The 19,854-nt window shown below is 57.9% G+C and carries 29 protein-coding genes; 10 read left to right on the top strand and 19 right to left on the bottom strand.

The features are described from left to right. The 7 genes from Q0O99_RS16185 to Q0O99_RS16155 form a co-directional block, all read right to left on the bottom strand. Positions 1-146 (bottom strand): F0F1 ATP synthase subunit gamma (locus Q0O99_RS16185; RefSeq protein ID WP_293753005.1); only part of this gene is annotated, 146 nt, incomplete at its 3' end. 27 nt (positions 147-173) lie between these two features. Beyond that, positions 174-1,727, bottom strand: coding sequence for a F0F1 ATP synthase subunit alpha (gene atpA, locus Q0O99_RS16180; protein WP_293753003.1), 1,554 nt, complete (start codon positions 1,725-1,727; stop codon positions 174-176). 44 nt (positions 1,728-1,771) lie between these two features. Beyond that, the gene (locus Q0O99_RS16175; protein WP_293753002.1) at positions 1,772-2,302 is read right to left on the bottom strand and encodes a F0F1 ATP synthase subunit delta; all 531 of its coding nucleotides are present in this window, start codon (positions 2,300-2,302) and stop codon (positions 1,772-1,774) included. A 22-nt stretch (positions 2,303-2,324) separates the two neighbouring features. Further along, positions 2,325-2,795 carry a F0F1 ATP synthase subunit B gene (locus Q0O99_RS16170; RefSeq protein WP_108352569.1) on the bottom strand — a complete coding sequence of 157 codons (471 nt, stop codon included), beginning with the start codon at positions 2,793-2,795 and terminating at the stop codon, positions 2,325-2,327. 36 nt (positions 2,796-2,831) lie between these two features. Next, complete coding sequence (atpE, locus tag Q0O99_RS16165; RefSeq protein WP_108352568.1) at positions 2,832-3,080, bottom strand: F0F1 ATP synthase subunit C; 249 nt, start codon at positions 3,078-3,080, stop codon at positions 2,832-2,834. A 53-nt stretch (positions 3,081-3,133) separates the two neighbouring features. Then, positions 3,134-4,012 (bottom strand): F0F1 ATP synthase subunit A, encoded by an 879-nt coding sequence (gene atpB / locus Q0O99_RS16160; protein ID WP_293753001.1) that lies wholly within the window; start codon positions 4,010-4,012, stop codon positions 3,134-3,136. Between the two features lie 15 nt (positions 4,013-4,027). Further along, positions 4,028-4,363: an ATP synthase subunit I gene (locus Q0O99_RS16155; protein WP_293753000.1), complete on the bottom strand. Its 336-nt coding sequence runs from the start codon at positions 4,361-4,363 to the stop codon at positions 4,028-4,030. A gap of 426 nt (positions 4,364-4,789) precedes the next feature. Here Q0O99_RS16155 and Q0O99_RS16150 point away from each other — a divergent pair, with 426 nt between their 5' ends. From Q0O99_RS16150 to yghU, 5 genes are read left to right on the top strand one after another with little or no spacing between them, the layout of a single operon-like run. Further along, entirely contained in the window at positions 4,790-5,179 is a 390-nt protein-coding gene (locus Q0O99_RS16150) for a CopD family protein (RefSeq protein ID WP_293752999.1), read from the top strand. Positions 5,180-5,204: 25 nt separating this feature from the next. Further along, a complete protein-coding gene (locus Q0O99_RS16145; RefSeq protein WP_293752998.1) occupies positions 5,205-5,504 on the top strand; it encodes a DUF493 family protein in 300 nt (99 codons plus the stop codon). Positions 5,505-5,506: 2 nt separating this feature from the next. Beyond that, positions 5,507-6,169 (top strand): lipoyl(octanoyl) transferase LipB, encoded by a 663-nt coding sequence (gene lipB, locus Q0O99_RS16140; RefSeq protein ID WP_293752997.1) that lies wholly within the window; start codon positions 5,507-5,509, stop codon positions 6,167-6,169. A 42-nt stretch (positions 6,170-6,211) separates the two neighbouring features. Beyond that, positions 6,212-7,222, top strand: coding sequence for a lipoyl synthase (gene lipA, locus Q0O99_RS16135; protein ID WP_293752996.1), 1,011 nt, complete (start codon positions 6,212-6,214; stop codon positions 7,220-7,222). A gap of 41 nt (positions 7,223-7,263) precedes the next feature. After that, positions 7,264-8,136: a glutathione-dependent disulfide-bond oxidoreductase gene (yghU, locus tag Q0O99_RS16130; protein WP_293753004.1), complete on the top strand. Its 873-nt coding sequence runs from the start codon at positions 7,264-7,266 to the stop codon at positions 8,134-8,136. A gap of 48 nt (positions 8,137-8,184) precedes the next feature. Here the strand turns inward: yghU and ptsP are convergent, their stop codons facing one another. Genes ptsP through Q0O99_RS16105 form a run of 5 tightly spaced genes read right to left on the bottom strand, consistent with a single transcriptional unit; the run spans position 8,185 to position 12,454 of the window. Further along, positions 8,185-9,933, bottom strand: coding sequence for a phosphoenolpyruvate--protein phosphotransferase (ptsP, locus tag Q0O99_RS16125; protein WP_293752995.1), 1,749 nt, complete (start codon positions 9,931-9,933; stop codon positions 8,185-8,187). 3 nt (positions 9,934-9,936) lie between these two features. Then, the gene (locus Q0O99_RS16120) at positions 9,937-10,206 is read right to left on the bottom strand and encodes an HPr family phosphocarrier protein (protein WP_293752994.1); all 270 of its coding nucleotides are present in this window, start codon (positions 10,204-10,206) and stop codon (positions 9,937-9,939) included. After that, complete coding sequence (locus Q0O99_RS16115; RefSeq protein WP_293752993.1) at positions 10,175-10,618, bottom strand: PTS fructose transporter subunit IIA; 444 nt, start codon at positions 10,616-10,618, stop codon at positions 10,175-10,177. Before Q0O99_RS16115 ends, Q0O99_RS16120 begins: the two co-directional genes overlap by 32 nt. A 10-nt stretch (positions 10,619-10,628) precedes the next feature. Beyond that, a complete protein-coding gene (locus tag Q0O99_RS16110; protein WP_293752992.1) occupies positions 10,629-11,909 on the bottom strand; it encodes an MFS transporter in 1,281 nt (426 codons plus the stop codon). Continuing rightward, positions 11,906-12,454: a hypothetical protein gene (locus Q0O99_RS16105; RefSeq protein ID WP_293752991.1), complete on the bottom strand. Its 549-nt coding sequence runs from the start codon at positions 12,452-12,454 to the stop codon at positions 11,906-11,908. The genes Q0O99_RS16110 and Q0O99_RS16105 overlap by 4 nt, the downstream gene beginning before the upstream one ends. 54 nt (positions 12,455-12,508) lie before the next feature. Between Q0O99_RS16105 and Q0O99_RS16100 the strand changes: the two genes are divergently transcribed. The 3 genes from Q0O99_RS16100 to Q0O99_RS16090 all read left to right on the top strand — a co-directional run bounded on the left by Q0O99_RS16100 (position 12,509) and on the right by Q0O99_RS16090 (position 15,262). Continuing rightward, positions 12,509-13,753, top strand: a complete 1,245-nt coding sequence (locus tag Q0O99_RS16100; protein ID WP_293752990.1) for a CaiB/BaiF CoA-transferase family protein — start codon at positions 12,509-12,511, stop codon at positions 13,751-13,753. Beyond that, complete coding sequence (locus Q0O99_RS16095) at positions 13,753-14,481, top strand: alpha/beta fold hydrolase (RefSeq protein ID WP_293752989.1); 729 nt, start codon at positions 13,753-13,755, stop codon at positions 14,479-14,481. The genes Q0O99_RS16100 and Q0O99_RS16095 overlap by 1 nt, the downstream gene beginning before the upstream one ends. Before the next feature lie 253 nt (positions 14,482-14,734). Continuing rightward, positions 14,735-15,262 (top strand): peroxiredoxin, encoded by a 528-nt coding sequence (locus Q0O99_RS16090; RefSeq protein ID WP_293752988.1) that lies wholly within the window; start codon positions 14,735-14,737, stop codon positions 15,260-15,262. A 39-nt stretch (positions 15,263-15,301) separates the two neighbouring features. Here Q0O99_RS16090 and Q0O99_RS16085 read toward each other — a convergent pair whose 3' ends face one another. Next, complete coding sequence (locus Q0O99_RS16085; RefSeq protein ID WP_293752987.1) at positions 15,302-15,754, bottom strand: cytochrome c; 453 nt, start codon at positions 15,752-15,754, stop codon at positions 15,302-15,304. A gap of 87 nt (positions 15,755-15,841) precedes the next feature. Here Q0O99_RS16085 and Q0O99_RS16080 point away from each other — a divergent pair, with 87 nt between their 5' ends. Both Q0O99_RS16080 and Q0O99_RS16075 read left to right on the top strand, forming a co-directional pair. Beyond that, positions 15,842-16,516, top strand: coding sequence for a cytochrome b/b6 domain-containing protein (locus Q0O99_RS16080; RefSeq protein ID WP_367185254.1), 675 nt, complete (start codon positions 15,842-15,844; stop codon positions 16,514-16,516). 62 nt (positions 16,517-16,578) lie between these two features. After that, positions 16,579-17,064 carry a GNAT family N-acetyltransferase gene (locus Q0O99_RS16075; protein WP_293752985.1) on the top strand — a complete coding sequence of 162 codons (486 nt, stop codon included), beginning with the start codon at positions 16,579-16,581 and terminating at the stop codon, positions 17,062-17,064. Between the two features lie 59 nt (positions 17,065-17,123). On the opposite strand, the gene Q0O99_RS16070 is transcribed toward Q0O99_RS16075, so the two are convergent. The 6 genes from Q0O99_RS16070 to rplV all read right to left on the bottom strand — a co-directional run. Continuing rightward, the gene (locus Q0O99_RS16070) at positions 17,124-17,630 is read right to left on the bottom strand and encodes a peroxiredoxin (protein WP_293752984.1); all 507 of its coding nucleotides are present in this window, start codon (positions 17,628-17,630) and stop codon (positions 17,124-17,126) included. A gap of 103 nt (positions 17,631-17,733) precedes the next feature. Further along, positions 17,734-18,003 (bottom strand): 30S ribosomal protein S17, encoded by a 270-nt coding sequence (gene rpsQ / locus Q0O99_RS16065; protein ID WP_293752983.1) that lies wholly within the window; start codon positions 18,001-18,003, stop codon positions 17,734-17,736. Between the two features lie 9 nt (positions 18,004-18,012). Further along, complete coding sequence (rpmC, locus tag Q0O99_RS16060; protein WP_108352552.1) at positions 18,013-18,207, bottom strand: 50S ribosomal protein L29; 195 nt, start codon at positions 18,205-18,207, stop codon at positions 18,013-18,015. A gap of 17 nt (positions 18,208-18,224) precedes the next feature. Then, complete coding sequence (gene rplP / locus Q0O99_RS16055) at positions 18,225-18,641, bottom strand: 50S ribosomal protein L16 (RefSeq protein ID WP_019426900.1); 417 nt, start codon at positions 18,639-18,641, stop codon at positions 18,225-18,227. A gap of 11 nt (positions 18,642-18,652) precedes the next feature. Next, complete coding sequence (rpsC, locus tag Q0O99_RS16050) at positions 18,653-19,531, bottom strand: 30S ribosomal protein S3 (protein WP_108352550.1); 879 nt, start codon at positions 19,529-19,531, stop codon at positions 18,653-18,655. Positions 19,532-19,545: 14 nt separating this feature from the next. After that, positions 19,546-19,854: 50S ribosomal protein L22 (gene rplV / locus Q0O99_RS16045; RefSeq protein ID WP_293752982.1), on the bottom strand; the 309-nt coding region annotated here is incomplete at its 5' end.

Raw genomic sequence — 19,854 nt, 5'->3', positions numbered from 1 at the left:
ATCTTCTCGCTGTAAGGCCGGGCCGTGCGCATACGCTCCTGCGCTTTGCGCATTTTGGAGACGGAAATCATCTCCATGGCCTTGGTGATCTTCTTGGTGTTTTCCACCGATTTGATCTTGGTGCGTAGTTCCTTGCCCGATGCCATCAGAGGCTCCTTTTGATCAGGTAGAAATTAAGCAAAGCTTTTCTTGAAAGCGGCCACGGCAGTGTGCAATTCGGCTTCCGCCTCTTTGTCCAGTGCTTTGGAGCTTTCGATCTTGGCCAGCAAAGCAGCGCACGAATCTTTCAAGTAAGCGTGCAAGCCGTGCTCGAAAGCCAAGACCTTCTTGACGTCGATGTCGTCCATGAAGCCTTTGTTCACCGCAAACAAGCTGGCACCCATGAGGCTGATGGACAGCGGGCTGTACTGGGCTTGCTTGAGCAATTCCGTCACGCGAGCACCGCGGTCCAGCTGCTTGCGTGTGGACTCGTCCAAATCGGAAGCGAACTGCGCAAAAGCGGCCAATTCACGGTACTGGGCCAAGTCGGTACGGATACCGCCGGACTGGCCTTTGATGACTTTCGTTTGAGCCGAGCTGCCCACGCGAGACACCGAGATACCGGCGTTGATCGCAGGACGGATGCCGGCGTTGAACAAACTGGTTTCCAGGAAAATCTGACCGTCGGTGATCGAAATCACGTTGGTGGGCACGAATGCTGAAACGTCACCGGCTTGGGTTTCAATGATGGGCAAAGCCGTCAAAGAACCTGTCTTGCCCGTCACAGCACCTTTGGTGAAGGCTTCGACGTAATCGGCGTTGACGCGGGCCGCACGCTCAAGCAGACGGCTATGGAGATAGAACACGTCGCCAGGGTAAGCTTCGCGGCCTGGTGGGCGGCGCAGCAACAATGACACTTGACGGTAAGCCACAGCCTGTTTGGACAGGTCGTCATACACGATCAAGGCGTCTTCGCCACGGTCACGGAAATATTCGCCCATGGTGCAACCGGAGTAGGCCGACACGTATTGCATCGCAGCTGATTCGGAGGCGGAAGCGGCCACCACAATGGTGTACTCCATGGCGCCAGCTTGCTCGAGCGCGCGGACCACGTTCTTGATCGAAGAGGCTTTTTGACCAATCGCGACGTAAACGCAGGTCATGTTCTGACCTTTTTGGTTGATGATGGCGTCGATCGCAACGGCGGTTTTGCCGGTTTGACGGTCGCCAATGATCAATTCGCGCTGACCACGGCCCACGGGCACCATGGAGTCGATCGACTTCAGGCCGGTTTGCATCGGCTGGTCCACCGATTTGCGTGCGATCACGCCAGGGGCGACTTTTTCGATCACGTCGGTCATCTTGGCGTTGACTGGGCCTTTGCCGTCAATCGGCTGACCCAGGGCGTTCACCACACGGCCAATCAGTTCGGGACCCACGGGCACTTCCAGAATTCGGCCAGTGCACTTGACCGTGTCGCCTTCGGAGATGTGCTCGTACTCGCCCAAAATCACGGCGCCCACCGAGTCACGCTCGAGGTTCAGGGCCAGACCGAACGTGGCGATGCCATCGGCTGTAGATGGGAATTCAAGCATTTCGCCCTGCATCACATCGGACAAGCCATGGACGCGAACGATACCGTCGGTCACGGACACCACAGTGCCCTGGTTGCGGATATCGGCGCTGGCGGACAGCCCTTCAATGCGGCTCTTGATCAGTTCAGAAATTTCTGCGGAATTGAGTTGCATGACTCTTTCCTACTTTCTTTAAATATGTCCGGTCTCAATCCGCATCAAGCGGTGAGGGCCGATTTCATTTGTTCCAATTGGGCCTTGACAGAGGTATCGAGCACCTCGTCACCCACCACCACGCAGATGCCGCCTATCAAGGAGGCATCAAGCTCGACAGACACATTGAGCTTGCGCGCAAAGCGTTTCTCGAGCGTCGACGACAGGTCGGCCAAGGCCGAAGCGTCAATGGGGAATGGGCTGTAGACCACCGCGTCAGCGGTGCCACTTTGCGCATTCACAAGGGCCCTGTACTGCTGTGCAACGACAGGCAGCGCACTGAGACGGCTGTTTTCGATCACCAGTTGCAGGAAATTCTTGCCAGCCTCGGGCAGTGCTGCGCGCAGCAAGCCAGAGATCAGCTCGAATGCCTGCGCATCGGACACTTTGGGGCTGTCGACAAACTGCTGCAGCTGTGCGTTCTCGGCAATGGCCGCAAGTTCATCAAGCCAAGCGGCCGTGCCAGCAAGATCGGATGCCTGCGCTTTGAAAAGCGCATCGGCATAAGGGCGGGCGATGGTAGCAAGTTCTGCCATGGTCTTCTTTGGCTGGAGCTTCTTACAGCTCGGTCTTGAGGCGGCTCAGCAGATCAGCGTGGACACCGGCGTTGACTTCCTTGCGGAGAATCTGCTCGGCACCCTTGACCGCCAAAGCTGCGACCTGCTCTCGCAGACTTTCGCGCACTTTGACAGCTTGCTGCTCGGCCTCGGCTTTTGCAGCAATGATGATCTTGTTGGCTTCTTCGGTAGCTCGTGCTTTGGCTTCTTCAACAATGCCATTTGCACGGCGCTCGGCATCGGCCAAACGCGATGCGGACTCATTGCGCGACTGGGCCAATTCGGACTCCACACGCGCATTGGCGTTGCTGAGTTCGGCTTTGGCTTTGTCTGCGGCAGCGAGACCGTCAGCGATTTTCAGTGCCCGTTCGTCAAGCGCTTTTGTGATCGGGGGCCACACGAATTTCATCGTGAACCACACCAAAATCGCAAAAACGATCATCTGAATGAACAGCGTAGCGTTAATGTTCACGGTCAGGTCCTTCTTCTAGGGGAAGAGGTGCGTGAATCACTTCAGAATGAAGGGATTGGCGAAAGCGAACAACAACGCAATGGCCACACCGATCAAGAAGGCGGCGTCAATCAAGCCCGCCAACAAAAACATTTTGGTCTGCAGCTCGTTCATCAATTCAGGCTGACGTGCACCGGATTCGAGGAATTTGCCGCCCATCATGCCAATGCCAATGGAGGCACCCAAAGCGCCCAAACCAACGATCAAACCGCAAGCCAATGCCACCAGGCCGAGAATGTTTTCCATGTGAAGCTCCTAAAGTGAGAGGAAAAAAGAAACAATAAACGAAAAAAATGTCATCAATGCGCGTCGTGCGCTTGGCCTGTGTAGACCAGCGTCAACATCATAAAGATGAAAGCTTGCAAAGTGATCACCAAAATGTGGAACAGAGTCCACACCGTGCCGCCAATGATGTGGCCAATGGCCAAACCCACACCGGTTGCTGACAATGCCCAGCCACCACCCATGAGGGCAATCAGCATGAACACCAACTCACCTGCAAACATGTTGCCAAACAGTCGCATGCCATGCGAGACCGTCTTGGCCAAATATTCGATCATCTGCATCAAGAAATTGATGGGGTACAGCGCCCAATGGTCTCCAAAAGGCGCCGAAATGAGCTCATGCACCCAGCCGCCGAGGCCCTTGATCTTGACGTTGTAAAACAAACAAATCAACAACACAGAGCATGACAAACCCAAAGTTGTGGACAAGTCAGCGGTAGGAACCACGCGCATGTAGTCTTTGAAACCCAAAGCAGGACCCACTGCATGCCAAGCACCGGGGAGCAAGTCCACTGGCAGCATGTCCATGGCATTCATCAGAAAAATCCAAACAAAAACCGTCAGCGCCAGCGGTGAAATCAGCTTGCGGCTGTTGGCGTTGCTAATCACCCCTTTGGCTTGGTTTTCGACCATTTCAGATAGCAATTCAACAGCCGCCTGGAAGCGCCCTGGCACGCCCGATGTGGCTTTTCGGGCAGCCGACCACAATACAAAGCAACCCACCACACCCAAAAACACCGACAGAACAACCGAGTCAAGGTTGAACAAACTGAAATCCACAATGCTTGTTTGCTTAACACCTTCAAATGAAAAGTTCATTTGCAAGTGCTGCAAGTGATGCTGGATGTACTCTCCAGCCGTTGGGGCGTGCGCGCCAGCGTTTTCAGCAGCCATAAATCACCAATCAGTTCAAAAAATAGTCGGCTTCGATTTCCGTTGCATATAGCCCAGCGCCATGGCCAGCCAATACACCTTGATCGTCACCACAAAGCCAGCCACCAGGGCGAGCCAGCTTAAATTCGAAATCACTTTTGGCGCTACCAAGAGCAACGCCACGGTCAAGATGATCTTGACCAACTCCCAAAAGAACAAACCCGCCAAGACAAGCTTGGGTTGAATTTGCCGCATTTGCCGACTCAAAGCCCTGATGAAAACCACAGCAGGGATCACAGCCGATGCGCAACCCCAAGCCACCGATGCGGCCAAATGGAATTCGCGGGTGAACAATCCCGTCAACAACACCATCAAAGCACCTATGCCTATTTGCAGGAATAAGACATGCCATGGTGAGGTTTGAGGATGGCTTAACCGCCAAGCCGCCGCCTCTTCAGCCGACAAAGTCTTGAACTCATCATCCGAGACCTCGACAGCATCTTCTTTAACTTGCGGATTGTTTTGCGATGATGCAATTTTGACCATCTCAAATTACAATCAGGTTACAGATCAGACTACGACCACAAAGCATAAAATTATACCTAGAAACCCTTGCGTGCCCGATTTATTTACATCAATCTTTTGACCTTTCAAAAGCCAAGCTCAGTCCCTGCGGCCACAATGACCTCATCCCTTGGCTGAGCATTTCTTTTGTCCACGCGAAATCAATCGGTATTTTTTATGTACGAATGGATTAAATTTTTTCACCTCGCTGCTGCTATCGTTTGGATGGGTGGCATGGCTTTGGTCATTTTGGCGCTGCGCCCCGTGGTCATTGCCCAGATGGCGCCGCCTGAACGCCTGACCCTGATGGCAGGCGTTTTGTCGCGCTTTTTCAACATGGTCTGGTTGTCGGTCGCTCTGATTTTGGCGTCGGGCTTGTGGATGCTGTCCATGACCGACATGAAGCTTGCCCCCCGAGGCTGGCACGCAATGTCGGGGCTGGGTGTCTTGATGTGCCTGATCTTTGCGCACATTTGGTTTGTCCCGTTTCGGCGCCTGAAAGCGGCTGTGGCGTTGTCCGACTGGCCTCCGGCTGGCAAGGCTTTGGGGCAAATTCACCCCATGGTGCTGACCAATTTCGCCTTGGGTTGGTTGGCGGTTTTGGCTGTGGTGGTGTGGCGTTGAGCTGGCGAACCGAACTTCACTCTCCATGATCGCCTCCACCACCCCTCCCAACGGCTCTGATCCGCGCAAAGACAGCCTGATTGAGTACCCTTCAATCTTTCCGATCAAGGTCATGGGTGCCATGGTCGACGGCTTTGCCGAAGCCATGTGCCAACTCGCCCTGCAGTTTGACCCTGGCTTTGACGCCCGCTCCATCGAGTTGCGACCCAGCAAGGGTGGCAACTATTTGGGCGTGACGCTCAACATCACGGCCACCAGCCGCGAGCAACTGGACAACCTGTACCGCGCACTGACCTCGCACCCGATGGTCAAAATCGTGCTTTGATCATGGACACCCGGCTGCTCGGGCGGGTGGAATACCTGCCCACCTACGAGGCCATGCAGGCCTTCACGGCCGCTCGGACAGCTGACACCCCGAATGAACTTTGGCTGTGTGAGCACCCCCCCGTGTTCACCCAAGGGCTAGCGGGCCAATCCGCGCATCTTTTGTTGCCGGGCGACATTCCGGTGGTACAGACCAACCGGGGCGGGCAAGTCACTTTTCATGGCCCTGGCCAGGTCATGGCCTACCCCTTGGTCAACCTTCAGCGCACGGGTTACTACGTGAAGGAGTATGTTTTCAAGCTCGAGGAATCGATCATCCGCACCCTGGGCCACTTTGGCGTCACCGGCCACCGCGTGGCGGGCGCACCGGGCATTTACGTGCGCCTGAACGACCCCTTCAGCCATGCGGCACTGGTGGGCCCAGCCTTGGCCAGCGACCCGTTCAAGGGCCTGGGCAAGATCAGCGCTTTAGGCATCAAGGTCAGCCGCCATTGCACTTACCACGGCGCGGCCCTGAACGTGGCGATGGACCTTCAACCCTTTGAGCGTATCAACCCCTGTGGTTATGCCGGGTTAAAAACCGTGGACCTTTTTACAATCGGTGTCGAAACCACCTGGGACGAAGCTGCACGAGTGCTCGCCCACCAATTGAGCACCCGTTTATGAACCCCTGCCTGCCCCCTCAGCGGCAGCGACCGAAAGACCCGAATGAGCAACACCCCTATCGAGCGCCAAGTGGTCCGCGAAGTCCAACCCCTTGAAAACTACGACCCCATGGCCAAGCAAAAAGCGGCGGCCAAACTCTCACGCATCCCGGTCAAGGTAGCGCCAGCCGAAGTGCTGAAAAAGCCCAACTGGATTCGTGTCAAGGCGGGCTCGCCCACCACGCGCTTTTACGAAATCAAGGACATTCTGCGCGCCAACAAACTGGTGACTGTGTGCGAAGAAGCCAGCTGCCCCAACATCGGTGAATGCTTTGGCAAGGGCACGGCCACCTTCATGGTCATGGGCGACAAGTGCACCCGCCGTTGCCCATTTTGCGACGTGGGCCATGGCCGCCCCGACCCGCTGGATGTGAACGAACCGGACAACCTGGCCAAAACCATCGCCCAGCTCAAGCTGCATTACGTGGTCATCACCAGCGTAGACCGCGATGACCTGCGCGACGGCGGCGCTGGACACTTTGTCGAGTGCATCCGCAAAACCCGCGAACTCTCGCCCAACACCCAGATCGAAGTGCTGGTGCCCGACTTCCGGGGGCGCGACGACCGCGCGCTTGAAATCCTGAAGGCCGCACCGCCCGACGTGATGAACCACAACATGGAAACCGTGCCCCGCCTTTACAAAGAAGCGCGCCCCGGCTCGGACTACCAGTTTTCGCTGAACTTGCTGAAAAAATTCAAGGCGCTGTTTCCGAATGTGCCGACCAAGAGCGGCCTGATGGTGGGCCTGGGCGAGACCGACGAAGAAATTTTGGACGTCATGCGCGACATGCGTGCGCACCACATCGAGATGCTGACCATTGGCCAGTACCTGGCGCCCAGCAACAGCCACCTGCCTGTGCGCCGCTATGTGCACCCCGACACCTTCAAAATGTTCGAGGCCAAGGCCTATGAGATGGGTTTTTCGCATGCGGCGGTGGGCGCGATGGTGCGCAGCAGCTACCATGCAGACCAACAAGCCCACTCGGCGCACTTGAAATTGGCCGACCAAGCCTGAAGCCCCCTTTCTTGATCAGACGCACTTGGACCTTCTACAACATGACCGACGCCAGCACTTACACCCCGCCCTCCGTGTGGACTTGGAACAAGGCCAACGGCGGGCGCTTTGCCAACATCAACCGCCCCATCTCTGGTGCGACGCACGAACAAGACCTGCCGCGCGGCCAACACCCGCTTCAGTTGTATTCGCTGGGCACGCCCAACGGCGTGAAGGTGACGGTCATGCTCGAAGAGTTGCTGGCCTTGGGACACGCAGATGCTGAATATGACGCTTGGCTGATCCGCATTCAAGAAGGCCAACAGTTCAGCAGTGGCTTTGTGGGTGTCAACCCGAACTCCAAGATTCCTGCGCTGCTGGACTGCAGCGGCGAGCAGCCCGTTCGGGTGTTTGAATCGGGCGCGATTTTGCTTTATTTGGCTGAAAAATTTGCTGCCTTGGTACCCACAGATTCTGCGAAACGGGCCGAATGCCTGTCATGGCTGTTCTGGCAAATGGGCAGCGCCCCTTATTTGGGTGGTGGGTTTGGCCATTTTTATGCCTACGCGCCGATCAAAATCGAATACGCCATTGACCGATTTGCCATGGAAGTCAAACGCGAAATGGATGTGCTCGATCGCCGCCTGGCCGAGCACCGTTTCATCGCGGGCGACGACTACACCATCGCCGACATCGCCATCTGGCCGTGGTACGGCGCCCTGGCCAAAGGTCTGCTCTACGGCGCAGGTGAGTTCTTGCAGGTGCAGGAATACACCCATGTTCAGCGCTGGGCCCATGAGCTCGCACAACGCCCAGCCGTACAACGTGGGCGCATGGTCAACCGCGTGATGGGCGCCCCAGAGACACAGCTGCACGAACGCCACGACGCCAGCGATTTCGACACCCGCACGCAAGACAAACTCAACAAGGTTTGAGTTCAAGCATTCCTCAATGTCTTTGAGTTACGCTTGGGCCCGCTGTTTTCAGCGGGCCATGTAACTCGCCGGGTCATCGCTGCCCAACACCTGCTCAGCCCACAGCGCCAGCTTGGCGCAATCCGAACGCAACACCTGTTGCTTGACCGACAGAATTTGCGACGGGTGCATGGAAAAACTGCGCAGGCCCAGACCCAGCAACAAACGGGTCATGGACACGTCACCGGCCATCTCGCCACACACCGAAACGCTTTTGCCCTGCCGATGGCTTTCAGCAATGGTCTCAGCGATCAGGTGCAACACGGCAGGATGCATGGGATCGTACAAATGCGCTACAGACTCGTCAGCGCGGTCAATGGCCAAGGTGTACTGAATCAGGTCATTGGTGCCGATGGACAAAAAGTCAAAATGTTTCAGAAACAAGCGCAAAGACAAAGCTGCTGCCGGGATTTCGATCATGGCACCCAGCCGAACAGGGCCATAGGCCACGCCCCGGCGGTCCAACTCTTGGCGTGCCTGATCGATCAGGGCCAAAGTCTGGCGAATCTCGCTGCCATGCGCCAACATGGGGATCAGTAAATTGACTTGGCCATGCGCTGCAGCACGCAAAATGGCGCGCAATTGGGTCAAAAACATGGCTGGGTCGGCCAAACACCAACGGATGGCCCGCAAACCCAGCGCAGGATTCAAGTGCGACGCCTCATGACGGTTGTCGTCGAGCGGTTTATCGGCCCCCACGTCCACGGATCGGATGGTCACAGGCAGGCCATTCATACCGTCCACGGCGCGGCGGTAAGCCTGGAACTGGGCCTCTTCGTCTGGCAAATGGCCCCGGCGGCCCATGAACAAAAATTCACTGCGAAACAAGCCCACACCCACCGCGCCCGCCGTGAGTGCGGCTACGGTGTCTTCGGGCATCTCAATGTTGGCCAGCAGCTCAATTTTTTGGCCGTCGAGCGTTACGGAAGGGGTATGGCGCAAGCGCGCCAGGCGTTCGCGCTCCAGATTGCCCTGGCGCTGCTTGAATCCGTAATCGGCCAGGATGATGGGTGAAGGGTCCACGATGACCACGCCCACATCCCCGTCGATGATGACCCAATCGTCTTGCTTGACCAGCTGGCTGGCGGTGCGCGTACCCACCACCGCCGGAATGTCCAGGCTGCGTGCCACGATGGCCGTGTGCGAGGTCTTGCCGCCCACATCGGTCACAAAGCCAGTGAACACGCTTTGCTTGAACTGCAGCATATCGGCCGGCGACAAGTCGTGCGCCACCAGCACCAGGGGCACATCGGTGTCGCCCAGTTGCAGCTCTGCCTGGGGCCTCTGGGGTCGCTTGGTTTGAGCCACCAGAGGCCCCGTGCCTTTGAGGCAGTGCAGCACCCGCTCGCCCACTTGCTCCATGTCGGCCTTGCGTTCGCGCAGGTAGGGGTCTTCCATTTCCTCGAACTGTCGCACGATGATTTCCAGCTGACTGGTCAGCGCCCACTCGGCGTTGTACAGACGCGTTTTGATCCACTGCACCACGCCAGAGGTCAATTCTTCGTCTTGCAACAGCATCAGGTGTACGTCCAACAGAGCCGCCAACTCGTGCGGTGCATCTTTGGGCATGTCCAGTTGAAGACGCTTGAGCTCATCGACCACCGCATCGCGGGCCACGCGCAATCGTTGAATTTCAGCGTTGACTTGGTCGGGTACCACAAAATAATGCGCTACATCGACCCGGCTGGAAGCCACCAAAACGGCACGCCCGATGGCGATTCCGCGCGCCACTGGCAGCCCATGGATACTGAAGGTCATGGCTTACTCGCCTTCACCAAACTTGTCGTCGATCAAGGCCAACAGCGCCGTCAAGGCTTCATCTTCTCGATCGCCCAGGGTCTCGACCATGACCTCGCTGCCCATCCCAGCGGCCAACATCATCACGCCCATGATGCTTTTGGCATTGATGAGCCGCTCTCCCTTGCGCATCCAGACATCGCACGGAAAGCTGCCTGCCAATTTGGTCAGCTTGGCCGAGGCACGGGCATGTAGACCCAATTTATTGCTGATGGTCACCGTGGCTTGGGGCATGTCTCTGTCCGGTTTGGTTTTGGGGTGCGGTGCTGCCCACGGGCATCACGCCCTGGGTGCCGCCTGCGTGGGCGCGTGCGGCCAGCGCATCCAGGCTTTCGTGTCGGTAGCACACGCTGCGCAGCAGCATGGGCAAATTGGCACCAGCCACCAGACGCGTGTGCAGCCCATCGCCCAGTTGCTGTGCCACATTGCAGGGCGTGGCACCAAACACATCACTGAGCAGCAACACATCGGGCGTGCCCAGCGCGGCCATGGCTTGGCGCGCGCGGGTCAGGCTGTCTTCGGGCGCGTCATGCGGCAACACGTCCAGCGCCAGCACGCCACTGGCGCAATCAGGAAAGACGTGCAGGGCGCACTCGCGCAAGGCGGTGGCCAGCGGGGCATGGGCAATGATGAGGATGCCGATCATAGAACTTCGATTATCGACGCTGCGCTGGTTTTTTCAGCATGAAGAACACCCATGACGCCACCGATGTGACGCCGAAACAGGCCAGCGCCACCTGGTAGGCCTGCGCATTGCCCAGGCCCAGGCCGCGCCCGGCATCGATGAGCAAGCCGATGCCCCACTGCACCACAAAAATGCCCGCAAAGATCACCAGGTTGTAAGCCGACAAAGCGCGTCCGGCCAAGTGGGACGGGAAAGCCATGCCAACGGCCGGCTGGGCCAGCGACACGAAGGTGCTGCTGACGCAAAACAGCGCCACGCCCACAGCCGCAGCGTCGCCTATGGCAGGGCCAATCACAACCAGGGCCGCGATGACCCCGAAACTCAATGGCAATCCCCAGGCGATCAGGCGCTCGACCGGGATGCCCCTGCGTGCCAGTCCCGGCGTGATCAAGCCCCACAACCAAAAGGTCACCAACATGGCCAAGTTGATGAGGAACAGCCCGTACGCTGCCTCAGACGCCGTCCAACCCGCCACCTGGGTCATCCAAGGTCCCGCCCACAGGGTCTGGATGGCCACCATGCCGCCGTAGATGAAAAAGCCGATCGGCGTCATGCGCCAAAAATAAGCGCTGCGCCAGATTTCGCGGTAAGTGCCATCGTCATCCGGCGGCGTCTGCGAGTTGCCGGCTGTGGGTGTGGCCTTTTGCCACACGGGCACCAACAAGGCGATCAGCAACATGGCGATGGTGATCATCACGCCCAGCATCACAAACAGTGCGCGCCAACCCCAGATGGGCATGAGCCACTGCACTGGCAAAGTGGCCGCCAGCATGCCCAAAGAGCCGGTCATCAGCATCCACGAGTTGGTGCGCAACTGGGTGCTGGCGTCAAACCAGCGCCGGTAGCCCGTGAGCGGGGCCATCAAACAAGCACTCACCCCCATGCCGCACAGCACCCGTGCGGCCAACAGGCCATGAAAACTGTCGGCCCACGAGAAGGCCAGGCAACCGAGCACCGCAAAGCTCAAAAAAGCCAGGATCACTTTTTTCGGCCCGTGCTGGTCCAGCCAGCGCCCCAAGGGCAACTGGGTGAGCGAAAAGCCCAAAAAGTAACCCCCAGCCAGCAGACCCAAGTCCTGCGCGCTCAGGTTGAATTCGTCTGTCAAGGTGGGCGAGAGGGTGGCGGTGATGGCCCGAACCAGGGCCGAGAAAAAATAGGCCAGCGCAAAGGCCAAAAACACTACCACGGCCATGCGGCGCGGCAAGTGGTCGGGATGCGCCAAGGTGGTGCTGATCACGTTGGTGGCGCTCATGGCTGGATACTTTCAAACAAGGTCGTGGACAATTCCACAGAGATTTTGCGGTCATACACCACAGCATGGAGCAGCCGCACGCGCTCGCCTTCAGCCATGGCCCCCCAAACAGCGTCCATGTTGACTGGCTCGCCACTGGGGCGTTGACCTGGGGCTTGCATTCTCAAAGAGGTTGTTAATGGCAGCTGGCCTGGACGCTGCCAAGCCTGCTGCTGCCCAGCCGCCAAAGGCTGGAACACGCGGGCATTGTCCAGAGTGGCTTTTTGCCAGGCGGACATCACCGCGCTGGCATCGGCTCCGGCTGGCAGGACAGTGGTCATCACGGCCACCATGGCCGAGCCGCTCTCGCAGCCCATCACTTGCAAATCCACAGGCATGCCGCCTAGGGGCACTTTGCGCGAGGTGCGGTCGGGTTTGCAGGGCAGTTGGACTTTGAGGGAACTGCCCTCAAAAACCACGTCGCGCCAGTTTTGTGCAGGACTGCAAGCGCTCAAAGTCAGGGCCCCTGCGAGGCTGGCCACCAGGGTCGAGGTAAAGATTTGCATGGGGTGATTATCCTGATCAGCGGCCGCATTGGGTTTTTGGCGACAATGTGCCCCATGAACTCACTCGACGGCATCCGCGTTCTCGACCTTTCCCGCGTTCTGGCGGGCCCCTGGTGTACCCAGACCTTGGCCGACCTGGGGGCTGACGTCATCAAGATTGAGCGACCCGGCACAGGCGATGACACCCGCACTTGGGGTCCCCCCTTTTTGAAAGATGCCCAAGGCCAGGACACCGCTGAAGCCGCCTATTACTTGGGGGCCAACCGCAACAAGCGATCGGTGACCTGCGACATCGCCCAACCCGAGGGCCAAGCCCTGATCCGGGAACTGGTCAAGCATTGCAACGTCTTTGTTGAAAATTTCAAGGTCGGCGACATGGCCCGTTACGGCCTGGACTACACCAGCCTCAAAGCCCTGAACCCCAAGCTGGTGTATTGCAGCGTGACCGGCTTTGGCCAGACCGGACCTTACCGCGAGCGGGCAGGTTACGACTATGCCGTGCAAGGCATCGGCGGCCTCATGAGCGTGACCGGCGAACGGGACGACTTGGGTGGCGGCCCCCAAAAAGTGGGCGTGGCCGTCGCAGACCTGTTCACCGGCATGTACGCCACCGTAGCGATCTTGGCGGCACTGCGCCACGTCGAACGCACCGGCCAAGGCCAGCAAGTGGACATGGCCTTGCTAGACACCCAGGTGGCCATGCTGGCCAATTTGGGATCCAACTACCTCGTCAGTGGGAAAGTGCCGGGCCGCGCTGGCAACGCACACCAAAACATCGTGCCCTACCAAGTGTTCGAAGTCATGGCCCCGACCGGCTCAGCGCCCGACAGCCGCGACCACCTGATTTTGGCGGTGGGCAACGACGGACAGTTTGCCAAATTTTGCACCGTGGCGGGCTGCTCCGAACTGGCGCAAGACGCGCGCTACGCCTTGAACGCCGACCGGGTTCGCCACCGCGACACGCTGGTGCCCCTGCTCGAAGCCATTCTCAAAACCCGCTCCAAGGCCGATTGGTTGGCAGCCCTCGAAGCCGCCAAAGTCCCTTGCGGCGCCATCAATACCTTGAGCGAGGTCTTTGTGGACCCGCAAATCCAGGCCCGAGGCATGGTGCAGGATTGGCTGCACCCCATCAAACCCGATCTGAAACTGGTGGCCAGCCCCATGAAACTCAGCCTCACCCCCGTTCGTCAAGACTTGCCGCCCCCCATGCTGGGGCAGCACACTGCCGAAGTTTTGTCCGAAGTGCTGGGCTGGAACGCTGACAAACTGGGACCTCTGCGCGGCAAAAGGGTGATTTGATGGCCAACGTATTGCTGGTTCACGGGGCTTGGCACGGGGCCTGGTGCTGGCAGCGTGTATTGCCCGGCCTGGTTCGTGCGGGTCACCGCGCCCATGCGGTGACCCTGACCGGGGTGGGCGAGCGCGCCCATCTGCTCCACCCCAGTATCGATCTGGAAACGCACATCACGGACGTGATGGCCGCCATGGACGCCGAAGAAATGGACCCAGTGGTGTTGGTGGTGCACTCGTACGCCGGCATGTTGGGCACGGCCGTGGCCGACCGCAGGCCCGAACGCTTGCGCCACCTGGTTTATCTGGACGCGGTGCTGCCCAAACCCGGCGAGAGCTGGAGCAGCACCCATGCCAGCGGCACCCGAAACGCCCGCATCGCTGCGGCGCAAGCCCACCCTTTGCACGCTTTTCCCGCCCCGGACCCTGCTGTCTTTGGGTTGGGTGACGCCGACCACGCCTGGGTTCAAAGGCGTCAAACCCCGCACCCCGGCGGCCCTTACACCCAAGTGCTCGACTTCGATCCGCAGCGTGTGGCCAGCGTGCCTCGCACCTTCATCAGCTGCACCTCACCGCCTTTGGGCACCATCGACGTCAGCCGCTTGCGCATGGTGGACCCGAAGTTCTGGAATGGCGCCTGGTTGCCTGGCTCGCAAGTGCTGGAAATGCACACCGGCCACGACCCGATGGTCAATGACCCGCAAGGCCTGTTGGCGCTTTTACTGACTCTGATTTGAAGTCAACTCCTGCTTTACTAGCACCTGCGTGACAACAGGGCAGTGTTAGCGGATGACGCTGAATGCTTTGCGCAACGGTACCCTGCTCCAGTGCGTCGGTTCTTGGCGAATTTTTCTTCTCTGATCACGCAATGCAGACTGACCCGTCTTTTGGCTCCGACATGTGTTGACAGATGTCAAGTCGGCCAGCGAGGTACTCAGGCGCAATGCCTCCCAGCTCTGCGGGCATGGCAAACAGATTAAACTTTCAGCCATGAAAACGCTGCTCACTGTGCACAAGAACTTGCGACTTGTGGGTCGCCGTTTGTTTATTTGGAGTGGGATATTGGGCCTGACTTGGGCCCTTTGGGGCTGCTCTGGTGACCGCGCGCCTGAATCCACCTTTGTTTTGCTCGATGGATCCAAGGTCACCTCCAAGCAATTGCAGGGAAAAGTCGCTTTGGTGAATTTCTGGGCCACCAGCTGCACCACCTGTGTGGCCGAGATGCCTGAACTGGTCGCGACTTACAATAAGTTCAAAGACCGCGGCTATGTCACCTTGGCTGTGGCCATGAGCTACGACCCACCCAGCTATGTGGTCAATTTCGCCCAATCGCGACAACTGCCCTTTGGGGTGGCCATTGACAACACGGGCACGGTCGCTCGCGAGTGGGGCGACATCCAACTCACGCCCACCACGTTTCTCGTCAACAAGCAGGGCGAGATTGTCAAACGCTTTGTGGGGACGCCTGACTTTGCAGAGCTGCACAAACTGATTGAAAAACTGCTGGCTGAAACCTGAGCAGCCAGGCCCAAGGGCCCGCTGCACAGGATGCCTTCATCAATCTTTGCGGAAGTTGTCGTGGCAGGCTTTGCATGACGCTGCAGCTGGGCCAAAAGCAGCTTTCAAGGCGTCGATGTTGCCCGCCTTGGCGGCCACATTCAATTTGCCCATTTCTACTTGCATTTTGTCTGCCGCTTCCTTGTACTTGGCGGCTTCTTTCCAGATTTCTGGCTTGGCGCGGGTGTCACCTTTGTCTGTACCCTCGCCAAAGGCGACCCAAGGCAACTTGGACAGCGTCAACGCCACGTCGGCATTTTCGGCAGCGGCTTTGGCGTCATAGGGCATGCGTCCATTGGCCATCGCACCCAATCGGCCAAAATGTGCGGACATCACCGTGAAACTCGCTTTACGGTACTTCACTGCATCCTCCGGCTTGGCAAACTGCGCTTGAGCAGGTAAGGTCACGGCCATCGCCACGGCCAAGCTAAAAAGACCTGACATTGTTTTCATGTTCAACTCCAAATGAGGTATGTGTTGGTCAAAGCGCGATGCTCTGACTGATACTTAGTCTCTCATATTTTGGCTTCACCCGCATCCATGAAAGTCCTTATGTTTCAAGTTCGCATCTGGGATCTGCCCACCCGCCTTTTTCACTGGGGGCTGGTGCTGTGTGTGAGTGGACTGGTCATCACGGGCAATATAGGTGGCAACGCCATGCAGTGGCATTTCCGTTTGGGTTATTGCGTTTTGACACTGTTGCTGTTTCGCGTTGTTTGGGGGGTTGTTGGCGGGTACTGGTCTCGCTGGTCACAGCTTCCCATCAGCCCTTGGCGCGTTTGGGCTTACCTCCAAGGTCGCGACAGGCCCACTCAATTTGCGGGGCACAACCCTTTGGGGTCCTGGTCAGTCGTGGCTTTTCTGCTCTTTTTGTTCTTGCAAGTGGGCACTGGGCTCATCAGTGACGATGAAATCGCCAACATGGGGCCGCTGTCTTCACTGGTTTCCGGCCAATGGGTCGCTCTGGCCACCAGCTGGCACAAAGGATGGGGCAAGACCACCTTGATCCTTTTGGTCTGTATTCATTTGCTGGCCTTGGTCTGGTACCGCTGGCGAAAAAGCCAGGCACTGGTTCCCGCCATGTGGCATGGGGACAAGTCCATGTCTGATCCGGTTGTCCCCTCGGCCGACCATGGCCGCTCCCGTGCCTGGGCCTTGGTGCTGCTGTTGGTTTCGGCCATGGCTGTTTTCGGCATTGTCTCCATGGGCAGTTGAGCCCATGACGGCCATTCACCTGCGGCTACACTGCAGGTTTGGTTTTTTAGTCCAACTTGCTCATGCCAATCGTTCTATTGCAGCATCCGGCCAGTCCTGCTGACTTGGAGTTGACCCGCGCCATCTTTCAGGAATATGCAGACAGCCTGAAAGTGGATTTGTGTTTTCAAGGTTTTGAAAACGAGTTGCAAAGTTTGCCTGGTGAATACACCGATCCTCGCGGCGCACTCTTGTTGGCTTGGGTGGATGATGCTTTGGCAGGGTGCTGCGCCTTGCGACCCCTGGACAGTTCTGATTATTCCAATGCCGCTGAAATGAAACGCCTTTATGTGCGTCCAGCTTTCAGAGGTTTGGGGTTGGGCCGTCAATTGACGGAAGGCATTCTCGACGCCGCCCGCAAAGCGGGTTACAGCTGCGTCTTGCTCGACACGCTGGATGACATGGAGTCAGCCCGGGCCCTTTACGAAGACCTGGGCTTTGTGGAGATACCGCCCTACTACCACAACCCTTTCGCAGGTGCCCACTACCTCAAAGTCGACATCGCTTGAGCCGCCCATGTGCCAAAAAAAAGGGCCCGAAGGTCCCTTTCGTTTTTGTCCAGCGGACTTCAACCTTTGGCTTGTGCCAACAGCGTTGCGGCATCGCTGACCTCAAACTTCCCGGGGCCTTCGTTGTTCAAGCTTGCGACTTTGCCGTCTTTCACGAGCATGGAATAGCGGTTGCTGCGCACGCCCATGCCACGACCAGTCAGGTCCAAGGTCAAGCCGGTGGCCTGGGTGAATGCGGCGCTGCCGTCACCCAACATGCGCACCTTGGTGCCGGTTTTTTGTTCACGGGCCCATGCGCCCATCACGAATGCGTCGTTCACGCTCACGCACCAGATTTCGTCAACACCGGCGGCCTTCAAGGCGTCGTGGTTTTCTACGTAACCTGGAACATGCTTTGCCGAGCAGGTGGGCGTGAAAGCGCCAGGCAAGGCAAACAGGGCAATGGTTTTACCAGCGGTGGCAGCGGCCACGTCAACCGGGTTGGGGCCAATGCTGCAGCCGTTGCCCTCCACTTCAACGTATTCCATCAGGGTGACTGCGGGCAATGTGTCGCCGACTTTGATCATGTTGTGCTCCATTTGAATATTTGGCGAATGCGCCAAGGGAAAAAAAAACGACCCACCATTGTGGGTCGTTTTCAGAAAGTTTGCACAAGTCCGGCTTTTAAACTCAGACCGCTTCGGCTTTCAGCACAAGGCGGCTGGCCACCCAGTTTTTAGTCTTCGAAATCGGACGGCTTTCCGTGATTTCGATGGTGTCGCCCAGGTGGTATTGACCTGTTTCGTCGTGCGCGTGGTACTTGCTCGACTTGGCCACAATCTTGCCGTAAAGCGCGTGTTTCACACGACGCTCGACGAGTACGGTCACGGTCTTGGCGCGCTTGTCGCTGACCACCTTGCCAATCAAGGTGCGCTTGAGGGATGTTTTAGCTTCCGTCATGTTCACTCCTTACTTGGCGGCTTGCTTTTGGGCAAGAATGGTTTTGGCACGAGCGATCGAGCGACGGGTTTCGCTCAACGTTCCGGTATTGCCGAGTTGTTGCGTGGCTTTTTGCATACGCAGACCAAAGTGAGCTCTTTGGAGCGCTTTGATCTCGTCTTTTACACCTGCAACGTCTTTTTGGCGCAATTCAGCAGCGTTCATTTATTGTTTCTCCTGAATTATTGGCCAATCATGCGTGCCACAAATGTGGTGCGCAGGGGCAACTTGGCAGCGGCCAATTTGAAGGCCTCGCGGGCCAACTCTTCGGGCACGCCTACGATTTCGTAGAGCACCTTTCCGGGTTGGATCTCAGCCACGTAATACTCGGGATTTCCTTTACCGTTACCCATACGCACTTCAGCAGGCTTGGTGGAAATCGGCTTGTCAGGGAAAACGCGAATCCAGATGCGGCCACCACGCTTGACATGACGGGAAATCGCACGGCGTGCGGCTTCGATCTGGCGGGCCGTCAAACGGCCACGGTCTGTAGACTTCAGGCCAAAGTCACCGAACGCCACCGTGTTGCCACGGGTAGCGACGCCGGTGTTGCGGCCTTTCTGTTCCTTGCGGAACTTTCTGCGAGCAGGTTGCAGCATGTAATTACTCCTTATTGACCGTCAGCTGCTGCAGCTGGCGCGGCGACTGTGCGTACGCGCTTAACGGCGGGTTTGGCATCACCACCTGCGCCGGCAGGCTTGTCGCTGCCGTCGGTAGGTGCTGTGTTGGTGCCAGCGGGGCGACGTGGACCGCCTCGGCGATCGCCTGCGGGGCGCTCACCTGGACGTGCATCACGGCGTGGACCACGAGGGCGGCGTTCTTCTTCGGCACGTGGCTCGGCCAGTGCAGGAGCGTCATTACGACCCAAGGTGTCACCTTTGTAGACCCAGACCTTGACACCAATGATGCCGTAAGTGGTCTTGGCTTCGGAAGTGGCGTAGTCGATGTCAGCGCGCAGGGTGTGCAATGGCACACGGCCTTCACGGTACCACTCGGTACGCGCAATTTCGATGCCATTCAGACGGCCAGCCGACATGATCTTGATGCCTTGGGCACCTAAACGCATGGCGTTTTGCATGGCGCGCTTCATGGCGCGGCGGAACATGATCCGCTTTTCGAGCTGTTGCGTGATGCTGTCAGCGATCAATTGAGCATCGATTTCAGGCTTGCGCACTTCTTCGATGTTCACGGCCACTGGCACACCCAGACGAAGAGCGAGTTCTTTCTTGAGCAACTCGATGTCTTCGCCTTTTTTGCCGATCACCACACCTGGACGAGCCGAGAAGATAGTGATGCGGGCGCTCTTGGCTGGACGCTCGATCAGCACGCGGGAAACCGCAGCGTTCTTAAGCTTGGCCTTGAGGTACTCACGCACCTTGATGTCTTCGGCCAGCATGCCGGCGAAGTCTTTGTTGCTGGCGTACCAACGGCTAGACCAGTTACGGCTGACGGCCAAACGGAAGCCGGTAGGATGGATTTTTTGTCCCATGTTTCTTCCCTGGCTTAGTTGCCGACCGTCACATACACATGGCATGTGGGCTTGCTGATGCGGTTGCCACGGCCTTTGGCGCGGGCTGTGAAACGCTTGAGCGTGGTGCCTTGCTCGACGTAGATGGTTTTCACCTTCAACTCGTCGATGTCGGCGCCGTCATTGTGCTCAGCGTTGGCGATGGCGGACTCAAGAACCTTCTTGACGATTCCCGCAGCTTTTTTCTGCGTGAATGTCAGGATGTTCAGCGCTTGATCCACTTTTTTACCGCGAATCAAATCGGCGACCAATCGGCCTTTATCGACCGACAAACGGACGCCCCG

It is taken from the genome of Limnohabitans sp. Rim8, from assembly GCF_945901735.1.
GTDB lineage: Bacteria > Pseudomonadota > Gammaproteobacteria > Burkholderiales > Burkholderiaceae_C > Limnohabitans_A.
The sequence above is the reverse complement of the archived record's forward strand: the minus strand, read 5'-3'. Positions and strand labels throughout refer to the sequence as shown.